The organism is Paraburkholderia sp. DD10 (genome assembly GCF_049177125.1).
Lineage (GTDB): Bacteria > Pseudomonadota > Gammaproteobacteria > Burkholderiales > Burkholderiaceae > Paraburkholderia > Paraburkholderia terricola.
Genome location: NZ_CP185392.1, coordinates 967,677 through 982,491 on the forward strand (window position 1 = coordinate 967,677; position 14,815 = coordinate 982,491).

13 protein-coding genes are annotated in these 14,815 nt (G+C 62.7%); 10 read left to right on the forward strand and 3 right to left on the reverse strand.

All coding sequences use genetic code 11. The annotated features are described in order from the left end of the window. Window positions 1-24: 24 nt before the first annotated feature. The 3 genes from ACOCG7_RS04515 to ACOCG7_RS04525 all read left to right on the forward strand — a co-directional run bounded on the left by ACOCG7_RS04515 (window position 25) and on the right by ACOCG7_RS04525 (window position 4,258). Window positions 25-2,193 carry an FUSC family protein gene (locus ACOCG7_RS04515; RefSeq protein WP_073431940.1) on the forward strand — a complete coding sequence of 723 codons (2,169 nt, stop codon included), beginning with the start codon at window positions 25-27 and terminating at the stop codon, window positions 2,191-2,193. 143 nt (window positions 2,194-2,336) lie between these two features. Next, window positions 2,337-2,552: a hypothetical protein gene (locus tag ACOCG7_RS04520; RefSeq protein WP_073431939.1), complete on the forward strand. Its 216-nt coding sequence runs from the start codon at window positions 2,337-2,339 to the stop codon at window positions 2,550-2,552. Between the two features lie 191 nt (window positions 2,553-2,743). Then, a complete protein-coding gene (locus ACOCG7_RS04525; RefSeq protein WP_073431938.1) occupies window positions 2,744-4,258 on the forward strand; it encodes an acetyl-CoA hydrolase/transferase family protein in 1,515 nt (504 codons plus the stop codon). Between the two features lie 58 nt (window positions 4,259-4,316). On the opposite strand, the gene ACOCG7_RS04530 is transcribed toward ACOCG7_RS04525, so the two are convergent. Both ACOCG7_RS04530 and ACOCG7_RS04535 read right to left on the reverse strand, forming a co-directional pair. After that, window positions 4,317-4,571, reverse strand: coding sequence for a GlsB/YeaQ/YmgE family stress response membrane protein (locus ACOCG7_RS04530; protein WP_073431937.1), 255 nt, complete (start codon window positions 4,569-4,571; stop codon window positions 4,317-4,319). A gap of 161 nt (window positions 4,572-4,732) precedes the next feature. Next, window positions 4,733-5,440, reverse strand: coding sequence for an MgtC/SapB family protein (locus ACOCG7_RS04535; protein ID WP_073431936.1), 708 nt, complete (start codon window positions 5,438-5,440; stop codon window positions 4,733-4,735). A gap of 684 nt (window positions 5,441-6,124) precedes the next feature. On the opposite strand from ACOCG7_RS04535, the gene ACOCG7_RS04540 reads away from it, so the two are divergent. Continuing rightward, a complete protein-coding gene (locus ACOCG7_RS04540) occupies window positions 6,125-6,646 on the forward strand; it encodes a hypothetical protein (RefSeq protein WP_073431935.1) in 522 nt (173 codons plus the stop codon). Window positions 6,647-6,785: 139 nt separating this feature from the next. Here ACOCG7_RS04540 and ACOCG7_RS04545 read toward each other — a convergent pair whose 3' ends face one another. Then, on the reverse strand, window positions 6,786-7,949 hold the full coding sequence (locus ACOCG7_RS04545; protein WP_073431934.1) for a metallophosphoesterase: 1,164 nt from the start codon (window positions 7,947-7,949) through the stop codon (window positions 6,786-6,788). 361 nt (window positions 7,950-8,310) lie between these two features. Here ACOCG7_RS04545 and ACOCG7_RS04550 point away from each other — a divergent pair, with 361 nt between their 5' ends. The 6 genes from ACOCG7_RS04550 to yjfF all read left to right on the forward strand — a co-directional run bounded on the left by ACOCG7_RS04550 (window position 8,311) and on the right by yjfF (window position 14,778). After that, window positions 8,311-8,640, forward strand: a complete 330-nt coding sequence (locus tag ACOCG7_RS04550) for a hypothetical protein (RefSeq protein WP_073431945.1) — start codon at window positions 8,311-8,313, stop codon at window positions 8,638-8,640. 307 nt (window positions 8,641-8,947) lie between these two features. Next, window positions 8,948-9,553, forward strand: coding sequence for an alpha-ketoglutarate-dependent dioxygenase AlkB family protein (locus ACOCG7_RS04555; RefSeq protein WP_073431933.1), 606 nt, complete (start codon window positions 8,948-8,950; stop codon window positions 9,551-9,553). A 354-nt stretch (window positions 9,554-9,907) separates the two neighbouring features. Further along, on the forward strand, window positions 9,908-10,834 hold the full coding sequence (locus tag ACOCG7_RS04560; protein ID WP_227470935.1) for an ABC transporter substrate-binding protein: 927 nt from the start codon (window positions 9,908-9,910) through the stop codon (window positions 10,832-10,834). A 214-nt stretch (window positions 10,835-11,048) separates the two neighbouring features. After that, window positions 11,049-12,653 (forward strand): sugar ABC transporter ATP-binding protein, encoded by a 1,605-nt coding sequence (locus tag ACOCG7_RS04565; protein ID WP_073431931.1) that lies wholly within the window; start codon window positions 11,049-11,051, stop codon window positions 12,651-12,653. Beyond that, window positions 12,650-13,681, forward strand: a complete 1,032-nt coding sequence (locus ACOCG7_RS04570; protein ID WP_073431930.1) for an ABC transporter permease — start codon at window positions 12,650-12,652, stop codon at window positions 13,679-13,681. The genes ACOCG7_RS04565 and ACOCG7_RS04570 overlap by 4 nt, the downstream gene beginning before the upstream one ends. After that, window positions 13,678-14,778 carry a galactofuranose ABC transporter, permease protein YjfF gene (yjfF, locus tag ACOCG7_RS04575; protein ID WP_073431929.1) on the forward strand — a complete coding sequence of 367 codons (1,101 nt, stop codon included), beginning with the start codon at window positions 13,678-13,680 and terminating at the stop codon, window positions 14,776-14,778. Before ACOCG7_RS04570 ends, yjfF begins: the two co-directional genes overlap by 4 nt. Window positions 14,779-14,815 lie beyond the last annotated feature (37 nt).

Genomic DNA, 14,815 nt, shown 5'->3' on the forward strand with positions numbered 1-14,815 from the left:
TCACCCGGGGCGCATTGCTTTCCGATGAAACGCCAACACGCGATCGAACCGCCTGCGAATTCCCGCCGACAGTGGAACGTCGCATCGCAAACGATGCCCGGCGCGGCGATTCGTGATTGGGCAAACAGCGAGGGTCTGATCTGGCTGCATCTGTTGAAAACGGTCACCGCGGGTCTGCTGGCGCAAGGCATCGCGATGCTGCTGGATCTGCCGCAGCCGCGCATTGCAATGACGACAGTGTTCGTATTGATGCAGCCGTTCAGCGGCATGGTGCTCGCCAAAAGTTTCTATCGGCTTTTCGGCACCGCGGTGGGCACGGTCGCGGCGCTCATGCTCGGTGCGCTGTTCGTCCAGCAGCCTGAACTGTATATGTTCGGCATGGTCGCCTGGGTGAGCGCCTGCATCGCTGCCGCTGTCCGATATCGGCATTTCAAGTGGTATGGTTTTGTGCTGGCGGGTTACACCGCCGCCTTGATCGGCGTCCCGAATGTCACCGCGCCTCACGACCTGTTTCTGGCCGCGCTCACACGCGCGGCGGAAGTAACGATTGGCATTGTGTGCTCGAGCGCGGTCAGTGCGTTAATCGCGCCGCAGCGTTCGAGTCTTGCTCTGCTGCACGCGCTGCAAATTCGATACACAAATTTTACTGCGTTCGCGGCCGACGCGCTGGGACGTGGAATCGAGCGTGGTCAGTTCGAGCGGCGCTTTGCGAACCTCGTCGACGAAATCGTGGGTTTCGAGGCGACGCGCATTTTCGCCGCGTTCGAAGATCCCGCCATGCGCTCACGCAGCCAACATCTAGGCCGTCTGAACGGCGAATTCATGGATGCATGTGCGCGGCTGCATGCACTGCACCAATTGCTCAAGCGTGGGCGTGTCAACGCTTCGGCGCGTGTGATCGACGCGATCAAGCCGTACTTCCATCAGCTATCGTTGTTGCTGGCGCCGCAAGCTGACGCCACCGTCGATGCCTCGCGCGTCGCAGCCCGCTTGCGGCTCTTTCAGGCAAGCCTGCCACGGCGCGTGCGCGAAACAAGACGTCCGCTGGAAACCGCGCCTGCCGAACCACTGGCGGATTTCGACACGGCCGCCGAACTGCTGTATCGGTTCGTCGACGAATGGATTCGCTACTCGGAAACCTACGCGGCTTTGGCGAGGCGCAAGCCAGAGAACAAGCAACGCAATGGCAGCCGCTACGTGAGCAGGACGAACGGCTCTCTCGTCGCATTCACTTTCGTGCGGTCCGCGGTGGTCTTGTCGATCGTCGGATGGTTCTGGATCGCGACCGATTGGCCGAGCGGTGGTCTAGCGGTGATCGGCGCGGCACTGGTGTGCGCTCTGACTTCCACCGCGCCGAATCCTTCGAAGACAGCCGTGCAGATGGCGCTCGGCGCCGTGCTGGCCACCATGACCGGCTACTTCTTCACATGCTATGTGTATCCCAACATCGACGGTTTTCCGCTCCTTTGCATCATGCTTGCGCCAGTGCTTGCGCTCGGCGGGTTCGTCGCGACGCGCAAGCTCACGGCCGGATATGGCATCGGCTTCTCCGTGTTCTTTTGCCTGCTGGCCGGGCCGGACAACGTCGTCACCTATGCGCCTGATCTGCTGATCAACAACGGCCTGGCGCTCGGTGCTGCGATGCTGTTGGCGGCAATCGTTTTCGCGGTGGTTTTTCCGGCCGATATGCCGTGGCTCATCGACAGGATCATGGGCGATCTGCGTGAGCAAGTCGTGTTCGCATGCAACGACAAGCTGCCCGGTCTCAATCAGCGTTTTCAGTCGAGCACACACGACCTCGCCTCCCAATTGCGCCTGCTGCTGACGCGACGCTCCCGCCGCCGCCGGGATGCGTTGCGCTGGATGCTTGCGACACTCGAAGTCGGCCACGCCGTTATCGATCTACGCAGCGAAGCGTCACGCGCCACCTACGCGGTGACAATTCATCGACGTTGGGATAGCGCTCTGGAGCAAACCTGCAACGCGCTCTCGCAACTGTTCGCGCGGCCTGACGCGCATGCTCTGGAGCACGCGCTCGTGGCGGTGCGCTCGGCCACATGGATCGCGCAGGAAGTGTTGCAAACCGTTCATGCCGACCGCGACAAACGCCATGACTTGCAGCGCATTCTGAGTTGCCTGCATTTCATCCGCACTGCGTTGCTCGACAAGGACGCGCCTTTCAATACACGTTGACCGATGCTCATGTGATCGGTCGCACATGTCGATCCTTCCGCCGGATGGAAAGGTCACTTCCGGACAGCCACGTTTATCCGCATGGACGGCGGCTCTATAGTTTCATCGCTGCCTCGCAGTAACCGTAAGTCCCGGAGAAAGAAATGAAAGTGTTGAAGATTGTCCTGATTGCCTGTGCTTTATCCGCTGCTGTTGCTCATGCACAAACCGCGCCGTCCACGCCGCAACAGAAGGCCGCCCAGGCAAATAACCAACGCGCCGACAGCGCCGCCATGCAAGACCACCGTGCCGCACCGGCCGCTAAAGCTGAAGAGTGCGTCGGCCCCATGAGTTTCTGCAATATCTATTTCGGTAGCTAGTCAGCGCCGCACCGTACGCAAGTCATGCCTGCAAGAGCCGTCGCGAAAGTGACGGCGCGACGAAGTACCTGGCCGCGACGCCGTCTCATCGAGACGTCGCGCCTGTTGCGACAATCGGGCTACTGAACGAAGCACGCCGCCGATGTGCGCACCGGTAGCCAGAACTGGTGACCATGGAGAGACTCAGTTTCATGTACGAAGATCGGATTCGCTGCGCCGCGCTGCGCGGAAAAATCACTTCCGCCGCAACTGCGGCGCTTCTCATTCAGGACGGCATGTGCGTCGGCGCCAGCGGTTTTACACGCGCGGGCGACGCAAAAGCCGTCCCTGTCGCGCTCGCCGAACGTGCGCGCAACGAAGGCAAGCCGCTGCGCATTACGCTGATGACCGGTGCATCGCTCGGCCACGACGTCGATCGCATGCTGACCGAGGCACACGTGCTGGCGCGTCGCTTGCCGTTCCAGGTGGACAAGACCCTGCGCGATGCGATCAATCGTGGCGAAGTGATGTTCGTCGATCAGCATCTGTCCGAAACCGTCGAGATGCTGCGCGCGAATCAACTCGGCAAACTCGACGTCGCGATTATCGAAGCGGCAGCGATCACCGAGACGGGCGGCATCGTGCCGACCACTTCCGTCGGCAATTCGGCGAGCTTCGCAATGCTCGCCGAGAAGATCATCGTTGAAATCAATCTGGCCCAGCCGATCGCTCTCGAAGGGCTGCACGACATCTGGATTCCAGGCCGCAGGCCGAACCGCGAGCCGTTGCCGATCGTCCATCCACACGATCGCGTCGGTACACCGGCCATCGACGTTCCACTCGACAGGATCGCGGCGATCGTCATTACCGATATGGCGGACAGTGCGTCCACGGTGTTGCCGGCCGATGAGGAGACGAAGATGATCGCGGGCCACCTCATCGAGTTCTTTCAGTACGAGGTGTCGCGCGGTCGCATGCCTCGGCGCTTGCCGCCGCTGCAGGCGGGCATCGGCACGATCGCCAATGCGGTGCTGGCGGGCTTCGCCGACTCGCCTTTCGATCCCTTCGAAATTTACTCGGAGGTACTGCAGGATTCGACGTTCGACCTGATGGATGCCGGCAAGGTGACGTTCGCCTCAGGTGCATCGATTACGTTGTCGGCCGCGCGTCAGGCGCAGGTGTTCGGCGAACTCGAACGCTATCGCGATCGTCTGGTATTGCGCCCACAAGAGGTCAGCAATCATCCGGAAGTGATCCGGCGGCTTGGGTTGATCGCGCTGAATACCGCGTTGGAATTCGACATCTACGGCAACGTGAATTCGACGCATGTGGGCGGCACGCACATGATGAACGGCATCGGCGGCTCGGGCGACTTTTCACGCAATGCGTCTTGCGCGATCTTCGCAACCAAATCGATGGCCAGGAGCGGCCGCATTTCGAGCGTCGTGCCGATGGTGCCGCATTGCGACCACAACGAACATGACGTGGACGTGGTCGTGACGGAGCAGGGCTTGGCCGATCTGCGCGGGCTGGCGCCGCGCGAGCGCGCCACGCTGATCATCGAAAACTGTGCGCATCCGCTGTATCGCGATCTGTTGCGCGACTACTATCGGGACGCCTTGCAATGGGGAGGACAAACGCCGCATCGACTGGACCAGGCTTTCAACTGGCATACGCGGCTGCGTGACACCGGCTCGATGTTGCCGGCTGAGGAAGTGCTTCTCTAGTCGAAACCGACGTCAGGCGGCCTTCGCCCCTGACGCCGGAAGACATCAAATGCGACCCTCAACCACCTCGGCGGACGAGGCGGATAAGAAACAGCAGAATGACCGCGCCGATGACAGCAGTAATGATCGAGCCGATCCAGCCGCTGCCAAGCGAGATATGCAGCACACCGGCAAGCCACCCGCCGATGAACGCGCCGACAATCCCGACGATGATGTCGACGATCAAGCCGAAGCCGCCGCCCTTGACGAGCACGCCGGCCAGCCAGCCGGCGATCGCGCCGATGATGAGCCATGCAATGATGCCGTGTTCCATAATCGAGACTCCTTGGTTGAGTGTGAAAAATTCACGGTGACAGAGCTTAGTCGATGGTCATGCGGCAGTCCATATTCAGGACGGTAAATTAACATTGTCTGAATGTATTGCGACTAAGTGTAGACGATGCGCCCGCATAAGCGGCACTTGCTCACGGCGCGTCACTCCGGCGTCGGCTCCGCTTCTGTGGCCGTCCAACTGACGCTCGATACGCTTTTTTCCATGCTGATGCGGCTTGCCATCTGTTCTAGCTTCGGTTGGTCCTTGGGATGCAGCTTCAGTGTCGCCGTGACACGGATACGTCCGGTATCGCCTTCCACGTCCTCGCTGGTCAGGCTCTGGAACGACAGTGGCGTCGAATACATCGAGTTCGACACGGCGGTGCGAATGTGAATCTCGTCGGTTTCCCGGCAGACAATCGTCAGCACGTACTCGCGAATCAGGTCCGCGTTGGAAACCGGCGCCGCGTTGATAGTGCGGCTCACTTCACGCAGCACCGTATTGGTGAGCAGCACGACCGCGGTGCCGGCGATCGCGGGGCCGTAATGGCCCGCACCGCATAACACGCCGACCGCCGCCGAACACCACAAGGTCGCCGCGGTATTGATGCCCTGAATGGAACCCTTGTCGCGCATGATCACGCCGCCGCCGAGAAAGCCGACGCCGGATACGACATACGCGGCGATCTGGGTGATGCCGGTAGTCCCGTTGCCGGTCAGTACGCCGAGGGTGACGAACAGGCACGCGCCGCTCGCGACGAGTGTGATCGTGCGCAGGCCGGCGTTGCGCTGACGCATCTGCCGTTCGAGGCCGATTGCCACGCCGCAGGCGAAGGCGGCAAGGAGCCGCAAGACGAATTCAATTGTCATCGGTAAGAAAGCTTGTGGCGCGTATCCGCGCAGTGTGAACCGTGCGCATGACAGCAGCGCGAATCGCCGACGAAACGCGGATGCGGTCAGGCATGACGAGAACGCGAGCGGGGCTCGCGGCGGCGCTGAACGTCGCGGAGCAATCGGATGGCATCGAACCATGCGGCGCTTCACACGCGTAGAAGCGCGATAAAAGGCTGTGAAAAGTAAAGAGACGACGCGCACCGTCGAGCCCGGAGGCAAGACGGCGACAGGCAGGAGAGCTGACGCGGAAATCTTGCCGATCAGGCGATCGGGTGAATCGAAGCTCGACTGGTAGTACTGCTACTGTCCAAGATCGTGATTCCGGCTAAATGAAGTGGGCGAATTTTAGGCGGCTCTGCAAAGGTAAGTCAAGCCGGGATAAAGCACACAGTGCTGGCGAACTCATGTCCTGTTGTGGAAACTTCCAGTGAAAATCTGGAACTATCACCGCGTAAATGGGGACTCCGAATATTGACCGACCTCATCCCGGAAACCACACTGTTCGCACATTTCCAAATACGTCGCGCGCTTTTAGCACTCTCGCAGCGCTCAATCCACGTTTCACTTCTAGCGGCTTTGCTCGAGCATTGTGCGGAAGGTCTTGATCCAGGATTCGCTCGACGTCGTCCGTTTTAGCCGTTTACCCCAGTTGAGGAAAGTATGAAAGTTCAAGCTCGTCGCATCATCGCCGGCGCGTTGATTGCTGCCGCTCCGCTCATGTCGTTTGCCGCAGGTCTGCCCGCGCCGTTCGAAGGCAGCAGCACGCTGCAGGCGGAAGGCGTCGTGACATCGGTAGACATGGCGAAACATTCGGTCACCGTGCGCGATGCTCGGGGCAGCCAGGCTTCGTTCAATGTCACCGACTCGCGCGACCTTACGCAGATCAAGCAGGGCGGCAAGGTCCACGTCCGCATGGTGCGCAACGCCGTGATCAGCGTTACCCGTGGTGCCGGTCAAGGTGCTGCTACGCCGGTCGTTCAGTCCAACACCGCCGGGAACGTCACCGCCGAGATCCAGACCGTCGACCACGCGTCGGGCATCCTGGCCCTGAAGGGTCCGAATGACGCCGTGTTTCATATCAAGGGCCGCGAGCCGGCAACACTCGCCAATGTGACTCCTGGTATGCAGGTGTCGGTAGCGTTCGCGCCGCAAGTCAGCGTGGCCGTCGTGCCAGCGCAATAGGCAGGCTAACGGGCGCCGCACGTTGGCGCCTTGGAAGCGGATGTCATTGCCGACGTCCGCGCTCCTGTCATGCAGTCAGTCCAATACAACGCAGGCGCCGTTTCATGACGGCGCCTGCGTTTCGCTTTATTTGGATGCCTTAATCGGGCTCGCCAGGCACAAGGCGTAAGCGCGTGATTTCAGACGGCGCGCCGAGACGCTTCGGCGGTCCCCAATACCCTGTGCCACGGCTCGTGTACACCCACAGTCCATTCAGGCGAGCGAGGCCGGCTGTGAACGGCTGCTGAAATCTCACAAAGAAATTCCACGGAAAGAACTGACCGCCGTGCGTGTGGCCGGATAGCTGCAGCGTGAAACCGGCGGCCGCGGCCGCCTCAGCGGAGCGCGGCTGATGGGCGAGCAGCACCTTGATCAGCACGTCGCCAGGCGCGCCGGCAAGCGCGGCGACAGGGTCGCTACGATGCAACGGGTCATGATGACCCGCCGAATAATCGGTCACGCCGGCAATCACGGCGCGCGCGCCGTCGTGGTCCACGATCACGTGTTCGTTGAGCAGCACGGTCAATCCGAGGCGCCGGAATTCGTCGATCCATGCATTTGCGCCGGCGTAATACTCGTGGTTGCCGGTAACGAGGAAAGCGCCGTGACGCGCGCTCAACCGCGAGAGCGGCTGCGTGTGGTTCCTCAATTGCGGCACGCTGCCGTCCACGATATCGCCGGTCACGGCAATCAGATCGGGCTCGAGACGGTTCACCGCATTGACGATGGCGTCCACGTAATGGCGTTTGATGGTCGGGCCGACGTGGATATCGCTGATCTGAACAATCGTGAAGCCGTCCAGCGCGGGCGGTAAATCGTCGATCGGCACTTCGATCGTCACCACTCTGGCGCGCCGGCGCGCGTTGACGAGACCGACGAGCGTCGAAAGCAGCGCAGCCAAAGGCACCGCTGCCGCCGAACCGGTCCGCCAGTTTCCCATCGCCACGGCGCGCGGCCAGATTGCATCGATGGTGAGCAGCGACGCGAGAACCACGTCGCGCAAAAAAGTCAGCACCAGCAAAGACGAGAAAAAACCCATCGCCAGCAGGCCGACCCATGCGAGCCGGTCGCCGAGCGGCTGTCGTTTGATGGTGCGCGCCAGCATGCCGAGCGGAATCAGAAAGATCGACAGCACGAGCCACAGCGCGCAAAGCCCTCGGCCGACAGTATCGATCGGCATGTCTGGAATCAGACGGAAGCCGACATAAATATGCAGCAGGATGCCAATGAGGATGATGCGGACAAGAAACGATGAGCGGCGCATAGGGAAGATAAGGGCGGGAAGGGTCCGAGACGAACTGAACCTTGGGCGACTCGGAGACTGCGATGCCGCGTTAGCGAACGGGGTGAACCATTCTACCGGCATGTGCCACTGCGCGCGGGGCGGCACCAAACTTGCTCGCCAAGTTATGGAACCCGCCTTGGGCGGCCGCCCCGGCTACTGCATCGCAGCATCGACATATCGCGACGCAAGGCCCACCCGGCGGTGCTTGGAGCCATAATTAAATGGGCTTTGAATCGTGTCCGTGCGTAGACTATTCTCAAAATGAACCGGCTTGCATCAGGGCCGCCGCGGCCGGATCGCGGTTCGTTTTATCGCCGGTAAAGGCGAGGCAGGGGGCATCATGAAACTGCTCAGATCAGGCAATCAGTTACGGCCCGCGCACCACGCGCATCATGTCGGCTACGAGGGCAGCCATGTGATGCTGCCGCTGGTGGTCTTCTCGCTGATGGCGGTCAGCCTGTACGTCGGCGTGCGCAACATCGACTTTTCCGAACTGGGCAAAACCGCGCTCTTCTACATCGTGATGGTGTGCGTCGCGCTCGGCATCGCAGGGTTGTTCGGGGTGGTCGGCGGGTGGTTGCGTTCGAATGGCGAGGATACCGAGGAGGGCTTCTGCTTTATCGGCGCCGTGATCGGCGCAGTGGTGTTTTACGTCGCCGTCTTCACCTGACCGCGTGGAGAGTTGCGGTCCATCAGACGATACGTGCGGTTTGGTCGAACGAACAGCGCGCGTTGCGCGGCAATAGTTTCGCCGGATGCCGGGCGCACGGGCGGCCAGAATATTGGGTCGCACCGCAGCGTTGAATCGCGAAATGTCGTCTCCGCGATAGCCCTATTGTTTCCGGCGAACCAACTGCACGCGTCGGCATGCCATCTCCTTCCCGACGATCACCGCGAGCCGCTCTATCGCTGCCGCCATAATAGCCACACGTTTTCTCCCGGCACGCATCGCGCGCGGCCGCATCCAGCCCAATCTCATGATGGATCTCTTTGATGATCATCGCCTGCCGGCGCCCGACGTCGACTGGTATCCCGACTGGCTGACGCCCGCGGCGGCGCAGCGGACTTTGACGCGGCTTGTCGGCGAAGTCGAATGGCGCCAGGACATGATGGGTACGCCCGCCGGCCGCGTGCCGCTGCCGCGTTTGACCGCCTGGCAAGGGGAGCCGGACGCGGTCTACGTGTACTCGGGTATCCGCAACGTGCCGCAACCCTGGACGCCGACCGTCGCCGAACTGAAGGCCGCCGCCGAAGCCGCCTGCAACGCCCGTTTCAACAGCGTGCTGATCAACCGCTACCGCAGCGGCGCCGACAGCATGGGCTGGCACGCGGACCGCGAGCCTGAACTCGGCGTTCGGCCGGTGATCGCGTCGGTGAGCCTCGGCGTGGCGCGCACCTTCGATTTGCGCCACAACGAAACCGGCGTGACGAAGTCGTTTTCGCTCAAAGGCGGCAGTTTGCTGGTGATGAAAGGCGACACGCAGGCTGAATGGCGGCATCGGGTGCCGAAGGAGTCTGATGTCACGGGCGAACGAATCAATCTGACGTTTCGTTGGGTCACGCCGCGAGCGGCAACGCGGTAGACCGCCGTGAACCGGTCAGCCCGGCAGCGCGCCATCGGCACGTAAGCGCATAAAAAGCCCGTCAGCCGTAACGCGGACCAGGCGCCGCCGACATCCTCGACGCGGAGGTCGACACACGGCCACGCGACAACCGACACCGTCCGCTATACCAGAATTGATATCGTCGGCGCGAATCATATGATTGGACGGTTAACGCGCCGCACACTACGCTACATCACGATCCACGCACCGTGAAAGCAGCAAGCGCTGGCGGTTTCGCTGGGTCGCCTACACAACAACGATCAGGAGACAGTCATGGCGAATACACGACGCGCCGCATGTCGTGCGTTGGGCGCGCTCGCATTGTGCGCGGGCATGGGCGCGCTGACGCTGGCAGCACCGGGCGCCTACGCGCAGGACAAACAGATCACGCTCGGCTTCGCCCAGGTCGGCGCCGAAAGCGCATGGCGCACGGCGAACACCGAGTCGGTGAAATCCGCCGCCACTGAAGCGAAAATCAAGCTCAAATTCTCCGACGCCCAGCAAAAGCAGGAAAACCAGATCAAGGCGATCCGCTCCTACATCGCGCAGAAAGTCGACGTCATCGCGTTCTCGCCGGTTGTGGAATCGGGCTGGGAGCCGGTGCTGCGCGAGGCTAAAGCCGCGAAGATTCCGGTGATCCTGACCGACCGCAACGTCGACGTGAAAGACACCTCGCTTTACGTGACGATGATCGGCTCCGACTTTCTGGAAGAAGGGCGGCGTGGCGGCAAGTGGCTTGCGGACCATTACAAGAACGAAAAGAACACGGTCAATATCGCGGAACTTCAGGGAACGGTTGGCTCCGCGCCCGCCAACGACCGGCACGCCGGCCTGATCGAAGTGATCAAGAGCGATCCCAAGTTCAAGATCATCGCGTCCCAAAGCGGCGACTTCACGTTGGCCGGCGGCAAGCAGGTCATGGAGGCGTTTATAAAAACCTATGGGAATAAAATAAACGTAGTTTATGCGCATAACGACGATATGGCGCTCGGCGCGATCCAGGCAATGGAAGAGGCCGGCATGCATCCGGGCAAGGACGTGATCGTCGTCTCGTTCGATGCGACCAAGGGCGGCTTCCAGGCGATGGCCGCCGGCAAGATGAACGTCGACGTGGAATGCAGTCCGCTGCTCGGGCCGCAGTTGATGTCGGCGGTGAAGGACGTCGTGGCCGGCAAGCCGCTGCCCAAGCGCATTCTCACGGAAGAAACCGTCTTCCCGATGAGCGTCGCGGCGCAGACATTGCCGACGCGCAAGTACTGACGCACAGTACCGAGGCTTGCTGACCAAAAAGCGGCGCACGAACTCAACACGAAAGCGCAGTACGGACAGGTGTAGCAGTTTCTCCAGCGGTGCCTGACCGCCCGTCTGCTTGGGCAGCGGGCGGTCTCTTTTCCGCGGGGTCCGCTGAGTGCCTTCGAGTTTCGCTAGAGCCACCGAAGCAACGCACCAACGCACCGCCGATCGAGCGAGGTCTATGACGCATCGCGCTTCTGAACCCAATCCGCCGGCCCTCGGCGCTATCGCAACCACTGCCGATGGCGCCGCGAACGCACACGAGCCCATTCTTGCCACCGCCGGCGTCAGCAAGACGTTTCCTGGCGTGAAGGCGCTACAGCAGGTCGATTTCCGCCTGTTCCCCGGCGAAATCCACACGCTGATGGGCCAGAACGGCGCCGGCAAGTCCACGCTGATCAACGTGCTGACCGGCGTGGTTGCGCCTGATGCGGGCACGATCCGCCTGGGCGGCGAGACCGTGGCGTTCGCCTCGCCGCAGGAAGCCGAGGCGGCCGGCGTGCGCACGCTGTATCAGGAAGTGAACCTGTGCCCGAACCTGTCGGTCGCGGAGAACATTTTCGCGGGCCGGCAGCCGCGCCGCTTCGGCGCGATCGACTGGCCCGACATCAAGCGCCGCGCGCAGGCCGCGCTCGCGCGTCTCGACGTATCGCTCGACGTCACGCGTTCGCTCGACGCTTATCCGATCGCCGTGCAGCAGATGGTGGCGATCGCGCGAGCGCTGTCGGTCGATGCGCGCGTGTTGATCCTCGACGAGCCGACCTCGAGCCTCGACGACAGCGAAGTCGCGCAGTTGTTCAAAATCCTTCGCCATCTCAAGAAATCCGGCATTGCGATTCTGTTCGTCACGCACTTCATCGAGCAGACGTATGCCATTTCCGATCGCATCACGGTGATGCGCAACGGCGAGCGCGAAGGCGAATATCTCGCGCGCGATTTGCCGGCCGATCAACTCGTGTCGAAGATGGTCGGCCACGAGCGCATGAGCGCGCGCCTGCGTGAAGCCGCGCATGAAGGCCGCGATCCGCACGAATATCAGCATGGCAAGGAAGCTGTTCAGCCATTCGTCGAATTGCGCGGCGTGGGCCGGCGCGGCACCATGCAGCCGCTCGACCTCGACGTGCAGCCGGGGCAGATTCTCGGCCTCGCCGGATTGCTCGGCTCGGGCCGCACCGAAACCGCGCGGCTACTGTTCGGCGCCGACCGCGCCGACAGCGGCACGATCCTCGTCGAAGGCCGGCCGGTGCGCTTGCGTTCGCCGCGCGACGCGGTGCATCACGGCATCGGCTACTGCGCGGAAGATCGCAAGAAAGAAGGCATCGTCGCCGAACTCTCGATCCGCGAGAACATCCTGCTGGCCTTGCAGGCAAGGCGCGGATGGTGGCGCAAGATCAGCCGCCAACGCGCGCGCGAACTGGCCGATCTGTGGATCGAGCGGCTCGGCATCAAGGCCTCGGACGCCGAGCAGCCGATCGGGCTGCTCTCCGGCGGCAACCAGCAAAAAGCACTGCTTGCGCGCTGGCTCGCCACCGATCCGAAGCTGCTGATTCTCGATGAACCCACGCGCGGCATCGACGTCGCGGCCAAGTTCGACATCATGGACCGCCTGCTGGCGCTGTGCGCGAACGGCTTGAGCATTCTGTTCATCTCGTCCGAGATCAGCGAGGTGGTGCGGGTCAGCCATCGCGTGGCGGTGTTGCGCGACCGCCGCAAGATCGCCGAAGTGGCCGGCAAGGCTTCGAACGAAGACAACATCTACCGACTCATCGCGGGGAGCGGCGAATGAAGCTATCGAACTGGTTCGTGCGCGACGGCGCCGAGCGCGCATTGATCTGGCCGTGCGTCACGCTCGCGTTGCTGTGCGGCCTGAACCTGTGGGTGAACCCGCATTTTCTGTCGCTGCGGATGCTCGACGGCCATCTGTTCGGCGCGCCGATCGACGTGCTGAATCGCGCCGCGCCGCTCGTGCTCGTCGCCACCGGCATGACGCTCGTGATCGCCACGCGCGGCATCGACATTTCGGTCGGCGCGGTGGTGGCGATCGCGGGCGCCGCCGCCGCGACGATACTCGCGACGCAGCCCGTGCCGAGCGGCGGACTGATCGCGCAGGCCCTGGTGGCGGCGTTGATCGTCGGCGTACTGAGCGGCATGTGGAACGGCTTGCTGGTGTCGTTCGTCGGCATGCAGCCGATCATCGCGACGTTGATCCTGATGGTGGCCGGCCGCGGCATCGCGCAATTGCTGACGGCGGGGCAGATCATTCCGATCGGCGCGCCCGGCTATCTGTTCGTGGGCGGCGGGTACTGGCTCGGTGTGCCGTGTTCCGTGTGGATCGCGACGGTGGCCGTGCTCGCCACCGCGGCGCTCGTCGAAGGCACCGCGCTCGGGCTCTTCATTCGAGCGATCGGCGTGAATCCGGTCGCGACGCGCCTCGTCGGGCTGCGTTCGAAAGCGCTCGTCTTCGCGGTGTACGGTTTCTCGGGATTGACCGCCGCGATGGCGGGCATTCTCATCAGCTCGAACGTGCGCAGCGCCGACGGCAATAATGCCGGCCTGCTGCTCGAACTCGACGCGATCCTCGCGGTGACGCTCGGCGGCACGTCGCTGCTCGGCGGCCGCTTCAGTCTCGCGGGCACGGTGCTCGGCGCGCTGATCATCCAGACGCTCACCTACACCACTTATTCGATCGGCGTGCCGCCGGAAGCGACGCTCGTCGTGAAGGCGGCCGTCGTGCTCACGGTGAGCGTGATCCAGTCGCCGGCGGCGCGCTCGATCGCCATGTCGCTCTTCACGCAGCGCGGGGTGACCCGATGAGACGACTCCTCGAAGCATGCGCCCGTATCGTCGATCCGCGCACGTTGCCGATCGCCGTCACGATCCTGCTGTTCTGCGCGCTGTTCGGTTTCGGCTCGGTGATGTACACCGGCTTTTTCTCGTGGCAAGTGCTGCTCGATCTGCTGGTCGACAACGCGTTTCTGCTGATCGTCGCGATCGGCATGACGTTCGTGATCGTCTCGGGCGGGATCGACCTCTCGGTCGGCTCGATCGTCGCGCTAACCACGATTGTCGAGGCGGTGCTGTCCGAACACATGCATTGGCCGGTCTGGCTGATCGTGCCGGCCGTGCTGCTGATGGGCACCGTGTTCGGCGCGGTGCAGGGCGCGCTGATTCACTTCTTCCGCCTGCAGGCGTTCATCGTCACGCTGGCCGGCATGTTCTTCGCGCGCGGCCTGTGCTTTCTGATCACGACGCAGTCGATCACCATCAACGATCCGACCTTTCACGCGATCTCGGCGTTTCGCCTCGACATCGGTATCGGTTCCGTCACCGCGAATGTGTTGATCGCCTTTATCACGCTGCTTGCGGCGATTTATATCGCGCATTTCACACGCTTCGGCCGCAACGTGTATGCGGTCGGCGGCAACGCGCGCTCGGCGCTGCTGATGGGCTTGCCGGTCGCGCACACGCGGATCGGCGTGTATGCGTTGAGCGGCTTCTGCTCGGCGCTCGGCGGCGCGGTCTTCACCTTCTACGTGCTGTCCGGTTACGGTTTGCAAGGGCAGGGCATGGAACTCGACGCGATCGCCGCGACGGTGATCGGCGGCACGCTGCTGACGGGCGGCGTCGGCTATGTGCTCGGGTCGCTGTTCGGGGTCGGCATTCTCGGCACGATCCAGACCTTGATCACGTTCGACGGCACGCTCAGTTCATGGTGGACGCGCATCGTGATCGGCGCCTTGCTCTGCGCGTTCTGTCTGTTGCAACGGCTGATCGAGCGGCATGCGAAATCGGTGGGGCGTCCGGGCGGAAGCGGCGCGGTGGTGACGCCGGGGCGTGAGCGCGCGCGCAGCGATGCGGGTGCGGCGGCGGATTCGCAAACGATCGGACGCGCGCCGGAACAGGCTTTATAGCGCCGCTCGGGAACGCGGGCCTTGCGGCGCCCGCCCG